At 66.1% G+C, this 6186-nt stretch carries 7 protein-coding genes; all 7 read right to left on the bottom strand.

Translation table 11 applies throughout. The features are described from left to right. Window positions 1-126: 126 nt before the first annotated feature. Window positions 127-546 (bottom strand): secondary thiamine-phosphate synthase enzyme YjbQ, encoded by a 420-nt coding sequence (locus tag ABF821_RS19320; RefSeq protein ID WP_182973070.1) that lies wholly within the window; start codon window positions 544-546, stop codon window positions 127-129. Between the two features lie 12 nt (window positions 547-558). Then, window positions 559-1554 carry a tryptophan--tRNA ligase gene (gene trpS / locus ABF821_RS19315; protein WP_182973071.1) on the bottom strand — a complete coding sequence of 332 codons (996 nt, stop codon included), beginning with the start codon at window positions 1552-1554 and terminating at the stop codon, window positions 559-561. 65 nt (window positions 1555-1619) lie between these two features. Beyond that, window positions 1620-2096 (bottom strand): c-type cytochrome, encoded by a 477-nt coding sequence (locus tag ABF821_RS19310; protein WP_182973103.1) that lies wholly within the window; start codon window positions 2094-2096, stop codon window positions 1620-1622. A gap of 23 nt (window positions 2097-2119) precedes the next feature. After that, the gene (locus ABF821_RS19305; protein ID WP_182973072.1) at window positions 2120-2611 is read right to left on the bottom strand and encodes an FKBP-type peptidyl-prolyl cis-trans isomerase; all 492 of its coding nucleotides are present in this window, start codon (window positions 2609-2611) and stop codon (window positions 2120-2122) included. Window positions 2612-2659: 48 nt separating this feature from the next. After that, window positions 2660-3889 (bottom strand): argininosuccinate synthase, encoded by a 1230-nt coding sequence (locus tag ABF821_RS19300; RefSeq protein WP_114727037.1) that lies wholly within the window; start codon window positions 3887-3889, stop codon window positions 2660-2662. A gap of 143 nt (window positions 3890-4032) precedes the next feature. Next, entirely contained in the window at window positions 4033-5250 is a 1218-nt protein-coding gene (gene rlmN, locus ABF821_RS19295; protein WP_114727038.1) for a 23S rRNA (adenine(2503)-C(2))-methyltransferase RlmN, read from the bottom strand. A 94-nt stretch (window positions 5251-5344) separates the two neighbouring features. After that, window positions 5345-6088 carry a TlyA family RNA methyltransferase gene (locus ABF821_RS19290; RefSeq protein WP_182973073.1) on the bottom strand — a complete coding sequence of 248 codons (744 nt, stop codon included), beginning with the start codon at window positions 6086-6088 and terminating at the stop codon, window positions 5345-5347. Window positions 6089-6186 lie beyond the last annotated feature (98 nt).

Raw genomic sequence — 6186 nt, 5'->3', positions numbered from 1 at the left:
CGCCCGACGCGCAGGACAATGGCCCCGGGCGGTTCCGCGTGCGGGGGTGGGGAGCCCGCGCGGCTGACCCAAACCTCCCGCAACCGGGCCAAGGGCGGCCCGGTAGCGGCACTGTGCAACCAGCCTCTATTCGCCGATCAGGTGCAGGACAATCCGCCGGCGATGGGGCTGGCGGCGGTGCTCGAACAGATAGAGCCCCTGCCACAGGCCCAACACCGGTTGCCCATCGGCAACCGGAATTGAAAGCTGGGTCTGGGTCAGCATGCTCCGCAGGTGGGCGGGCATGTCATCCGGGCCTTCATCGTCATGGATGTAACGGCCCGGCGCCTCGGGGACGAGCGCCTCGAAGAAGCGCCTGATATCCTCGCGTACCGTCGGGTCGGCGTTTTCCTGCACCGTCAGCGATGCCGACGTATGCTGGCACCAGATCGTCAGCAGGCCGGTCTCGATCCCGGTCTCCGCCACCCATTGCCGCACCGTATCGGTAAACATTACCAGCCCCTTGCCACGGGTCGGGATGTCGACGCGATGCAGGGCCTGGCGCATGGTAGCGTGTTCCTATTTCAGAAAGCCCACGAGACGCTCGGCCTCGCTGACGATCGGCTCGGCGATCTGCGCCGCCCGCGCGGCCCCGTCGCGCAGCACCGCGCGCAGATGGTCCGGTGCTTCCAGCAGGCGCCGGGTCTCGTCGGCAATCGGCACGATGTTCTGCACCAGCACTTCGGTCAGCGCCGTCTTGAACGGGCCGAAGCCCTTGCCGCCATGGCGCGCCAGCACGTCGGCCGCCGTGATGCCGGCGAGGGCCGCGTAGATATCGACCAGATTGCGGGCTTCGGGCCGGTCCTGCAAGCCGGCCGGCTCGGAGGGCAGGGGCTCGGGATCGGTCTTGGCGCGACGGATCTTCAGCGCGATCGCGTCGGCATCGTCGGTCATCTCGATCCGGCTTTGGGCCGACGGATCGGATTTGGACATCTTCTTCGTCCCGTCGCGCAGGCTCATGATCCGTGCGGCGGCGGGCGGGATCAGCGGTTCGATCGCCGGGAAGAAATCCACACCGTAATCATGGTTGAATTTCTGCGCGATGTCGTTGGCGAGTTCCAGATGCTGGCGCTGGTCGTCACCGACTGGCACCCGCGTCGCCTTGTAGGCCAGAATGTCGGCGGCCATCAGGTTGGGATAGACATAGAGGCCGGCCGAGTGGTTCTCGCGGTCCTTGCCGGCCTTGTCCTTGAACTGGGTCATGCGGTTGAGCCAGCCGAGGCGTGATACGCAATCGAAGATCCAGCCCAGCCGCGCATGGGCGCTGACGGCGGACTGATTGAACAGGATATGGGCCTTCGGGTCGATGCCGGCGGCCAGCAGCACGGCGGTCTGGGCCAGCGTCTGCTGGCGCAGGACCTCCGGGTCCTGCCACACCGTGATGGCATGCAGGTCCACGAGGCAGAAGATGCACTCGTGATCGGCCTGCAAGCCGACCCAGTTGCGGATCGCGCCCAGATAATTGCCCAACTGCGGAATACCGGTCGGCTGAATGCCGGAGAATATGCGTTGCATGAAGGTTCTTTTCAGGCGTCGGACCCGCTCCGGTCAAGCCGGTCGTCGATCACGACATCCGGGTTTCAGGGCAATGGGTGGATATGGTCCAGCGCCCGCCGTTCGTCCGCCACGCGGGACGGCCCGAGGGACTGCGCACGCTGCGCCGCGACATCGCTGGCGGCGAAGGCGGGCGGATCTGCCTGCCCGCCACTGGCGGAGAGATAGGTCAGGATCGCCGCGATCTCGGTATCGGAAAGACGACGGAAGGACGGCATGGAGAAATTATAGCGTCCGCCATTGGCGAGCAGCGGCCCGTTCAGGCCGTTCAGCAGCACATCGACCAGATAATGCCGTCCCTCCGGCGTACGGGCGATCCGGTCGATCCGCCCGGTCAAAGGCGGAATTTCCCCCAGCATGCCTTCACCGCCATGATGGCAGATTCCGCAATTGGTCCGATAGCGCGCCTGGCCGAGATTATGGCGCGACGAACACCCCGCCAACGCCAGCAGGCCCAGAAGACCCGCGACGAATGGGGCGAGGGGACGTTCCCGCCGTATCATGCGCACTGGCGCGGCTCCTGCGCTTACTGTTTCGAGACGCCCAGAAGCTGGATCTTGAAGATCAGCGGGCTGTCGGCAGGGATGATGCCCATCGCACGATGGCCGTAGCCCAATTCGGGCGGCACATAGAGCATCCAGGTATCGCCCACATGCATCATCGGCAGGGCTTCCATCCAGCCTTTGATGACGCCGTCCAGCGGCATCTGCATATAGGCCCCCTTGCCGTGCTGATCGGAACTGTCGAAGATTCCGCCCTCGGGCAGGCGACCTTCGTAGATCACCATCATGCCGTCGCCGACCGCGGGGCTCTGCCCGTCCTTGGGACCGCTCTCCAGCACCTTGTAGGCCAGTCCGTCGGGCAGGCTCTTCACGCCCGGCTCGGCGCGGATCTTGGCCATGAACTGCTCGGGCGTCATGTCCGGCTTGGATTCCTCGGGGCGTGCGCCGCACGCCGCCAGCGACAGGGCCGTCGCGGAAGCCAGAAGGAGGGAAGTGACGCGGGACAGACGTTTCATGACACCTCGGTTTGGCGGAAATGAAAAGGCAGGAAAGGGACGCCGCGCTTACAGCGCGCCGCCCCGGCGGCCGATCTGCGCCCCCAGGCGCAGGCGGAGCGCGTTCAGCTTGATGAAGCCCTGGGCATCGGCCTGGTTGTAGGCACCCTCGTCATCCTCGAAGGTCACGACGCGGGTGTCGTACAGGCTGTTGGGGCTTTCGCGGCCGACGCAGATCACGTTGCCCTTGTAGAGCTTCAGCCGCACGCGCCCGGTCACCGAATGCTGGCTCTCGTCGATCAGGGCCTGAAGCATCCGGCGCTCGGGCGAGAACCAGAAGCCGTTATAGATGATTTCGGCATAGCGGGGCATCAGGCTGTCCTTCAGGTGCCCGGCCTCGCGGTCCAGCGTGATGGATTCCATGCTGCGATGCGCCGCCAGCAGGATGGTGCCGCCCGGCGTCTCGTAGATGCCGCGCGACTTCATGCCGACGAAGCGGTTCTCCACCAGGTCCAGCCGGCCGATGCCGTTGGCCTTGCCCAGTTCGTTCAGCCGCGTCAGCAGCGTGGCCGGGGACAGGGTCACCCCATTCAGCGCCACCGGATCGCCGGAGACGAAATCGATCGCGATCTCGGTCGCCACATCCGGCGCGGCCTCGGGCGAAATGGTGCGCTGGAACACGATCTCGTCCGGTCCCACGGCCGGGTCTTCCAGCAGCTTGCCTTCGGAGGACGAATGCAGGAGGTTCGCATCGACCGAGAACGGCGCTTCGCCGCGCTTGTCCTTGGCGATGGGAATCTGATGTTCCTCGGCGAAGGCCAGCAGGCGGGTGCGCGAGGTCAGGTCCCACTCCCGCCACGGCGCGATCACCGTCACGTCGGGCTTCAGCGCGTAATAGGCCAGTTCGAAACGTACCTGATCGTTGCCCTTGCCGGTCGCGCCATGGGCGACGGCGTCGGCCCCGACCGCTTCGGCGATCTCGATCTGGCGCTGGGCGATCAACGGGCGGGCGATCGAAGTGCCCAGCAGATACTGGCCCTCGTACAGCGTGTTGGCGCGGAACATCGGAAAGACGAAGTCCTTCACGAAGGTCTCGCGCAGATCCTCGACGAAGATTTCCTTCACGCCGAACATTTCGGCCTTCTTGCGCGCCGGCTCCAGTTCCTCGCCCTGGCCCAGGTCGGCCGTGAAGGTCACGACCTCGCAGCCATAGGTGGTCTGCAACCAGCGCAGAATCACGGACGTATCGAGACCACCCGAATAGGCGAGCACGACCTTCTTGACGTCCTTTGCGGCCATGGAACGGGATCTCCTGTCGTCGAATCTGAAAAAGGTGAAAAGAGTGCGGGCGCCAGAGCGCCTGATCCCCGCGTCCTAGCATTGGATGGACGATGGTGCCAGCGGGGGAACCGCCCGAAATGCAGGGCTCCCCTGCCGCGATGTCAGGCCGGCAGGCTGCGGCGTTCGCGTTGGCTTTCGGTGCGTAATTGTCCGCACGCGGCCAGGATATCGCGCCCGCGCGGCATGCGGATGGGCGAGGCGAAGCCGGCATCCATCACGATCTGGGCGAATTTGGCCAGTTGCTCGCGCGTCGAGGGCCGGTAGTCGCTGCCGGGCCAGGGGTTGAACGGGATCAGGTTGACCTTGGCCGGAATACCGGCGATCAGCCGCACCAGTTCGCGGGCGTCGGCCTCGCTGTCATTCACGCCGCGTAGCATGATGTATTCAAACGTGATGCGCCGGGCATTGCTGGCGGCGGGGTAGCGCCGGCAGGCGGCGATCAGTTCCTCGATGGGATATTTGCGGTTCAGCGGCACGATCTCGTCGCGCAGGTCGTTGCGCACGGCATGGAGCGAGATCGCGAGATTGATCCCCAGTTCCGATCCGCACTGGTCCATCATCGGCACCACGCCGGAGGTGGAGAGCGTGATGCGACGCCGCGACAGGCCGATGCCCTCGCCATCCATGACGATCTTCATCGCCTTGGCGACGTTTTCGTAATTATACAGCGGCTCGCCCATGCCCATCAGCACGATGGTCGAGAGCAGGCGCGGGGTCTCGCCCCTGGGGCTGGGCCATTCGCCATAGCTGTCGCGCGCCGCCATGAACTGGCCGACGATTTCGGCCGCGCCCAGATTGCGCACCAGCTTCTGCGTGCCCGTGTGGCAGAACGTGCAGGAGAGCGTGCACCCGACCTGCGACGAGATGCAGACCGCGCCGCGATCCTCGCGCCGGTCGGGGATATAGACGGTCTCGGCCTCCTGCCCGTCGCGGAAACGGAAGAGAAATTTGCGGGTCTCGTCGTTCGAGGTCTGGACCGTGGTGGCTTCCGGCCGGCCGATGACGAAGCGTTCGGCCAGCTTGGCCTGCAACGGCTTGGCGATCGAACTCATCCGCGCGAAATCCGTCACGCCCTGATGATAAAGCCAGTGCCAGATCTGCTTGGTGCGGAAGGGCTTCTCGCCGATCGCGACCAGCGCATCGGTCAGTTCCTCACGCGACAGGCCGACCAGGTCGCGCCGTCCGTCCGGCAACATGCCGGTCGGCGGGGCGAACAGGGCCGATTTCGCCAGGATACGCTGGCGCTCGACCTCGGTGAGCGAGGCGGCGAGGCCGGTCTCGGCGGGGGGCTGGGGCGCGTGAGCGGAAACGGCGGTCATGAACGGCTACTCATCGGACAGGCGCCGCGCGTATTCGCGGCACGAATTGGGCTGAATCCGCGCTGCCTAACACATTCCAACGGAAAAAGGGGAATTACTCTGCGTCGCGCCGCGCCGCGATCAGAAATTCGCGGTTGCCCTCGGGGCCGGTGATCGGGCTGGGCTCGACCCCCAGCACGGTCCAGCCGGGCAGGGCGGACCACCATTCCTCGATCATGGCGCAGACCGCATCATGCACCGCAGGATCGCGCACCACGCCCTTGGCGCCCACGGCCTCGCGTCCGGCCTCGAACTGCGGCTTGATCAGCGCCACGGCCCATGCACCCGGCCGGCACAATGCCAGCCCGGCGGGCAGGACCGTGCGCAGGCCGATGAAGCTGGCATCGCAGACAAGCACGTCGATCGGGTCGGGGATGGTCGCGGTGTCCAGCGTGCGGGCATTGCATTTTTCCAGCACCACCACGCGCGGGTCACTGCGCAGCTTCCATGCCAGTTGTCCATGCCCGACATCGACGGCGAAGACCTTCGCGGCCCCGTGCGTGAGCAGCACATCGGTAAAACCGCCGGTGGAGGCCCCGACATCCAGCGCCACGGCGCCCGCCGGGTCCAGGCCGAAATGCTCCAGCGCATGGGCCAGCTTCACGCCCCCGCGCGAGACCCAAGGATGATCCTGCCCCTTCAGCAGCAGCGGGGCATCCTCGGGCAATTGCTCGCCGGCCTTGGCCACGCGCCGGTCGCCCGTATAGACGACCCCGGCCAGAATCAGAGCCTGGGCGCGAGCACGGCTTTCCACCATGCCCCGATCGACCAGCATCTGGTCCGCACGCTGCTTGGCCATGTCGTCGCTGCCGGATCAGGCCGTCTGCTGCGACGATGCAACACCCAGGGCGTGCAGGGCGGTGGCTGCGATGGCGGTGGCGTCGAGCCCGGCCTCGC

The organism is Gluconacetobacter sp. (assembly GCF_047721585.1).
Lineage (GTDB): Bacteria > Pseudomonadota > Alphaproteobacteria > Acetobacterales > Acetobacteraceae > Gluconacetobacter > Gluconacetobacter dulcium.
Note: the sequence above shows the minus strand (reverse complement) of the source record. Positions and strands in the feature narration are given on the sequence as shown.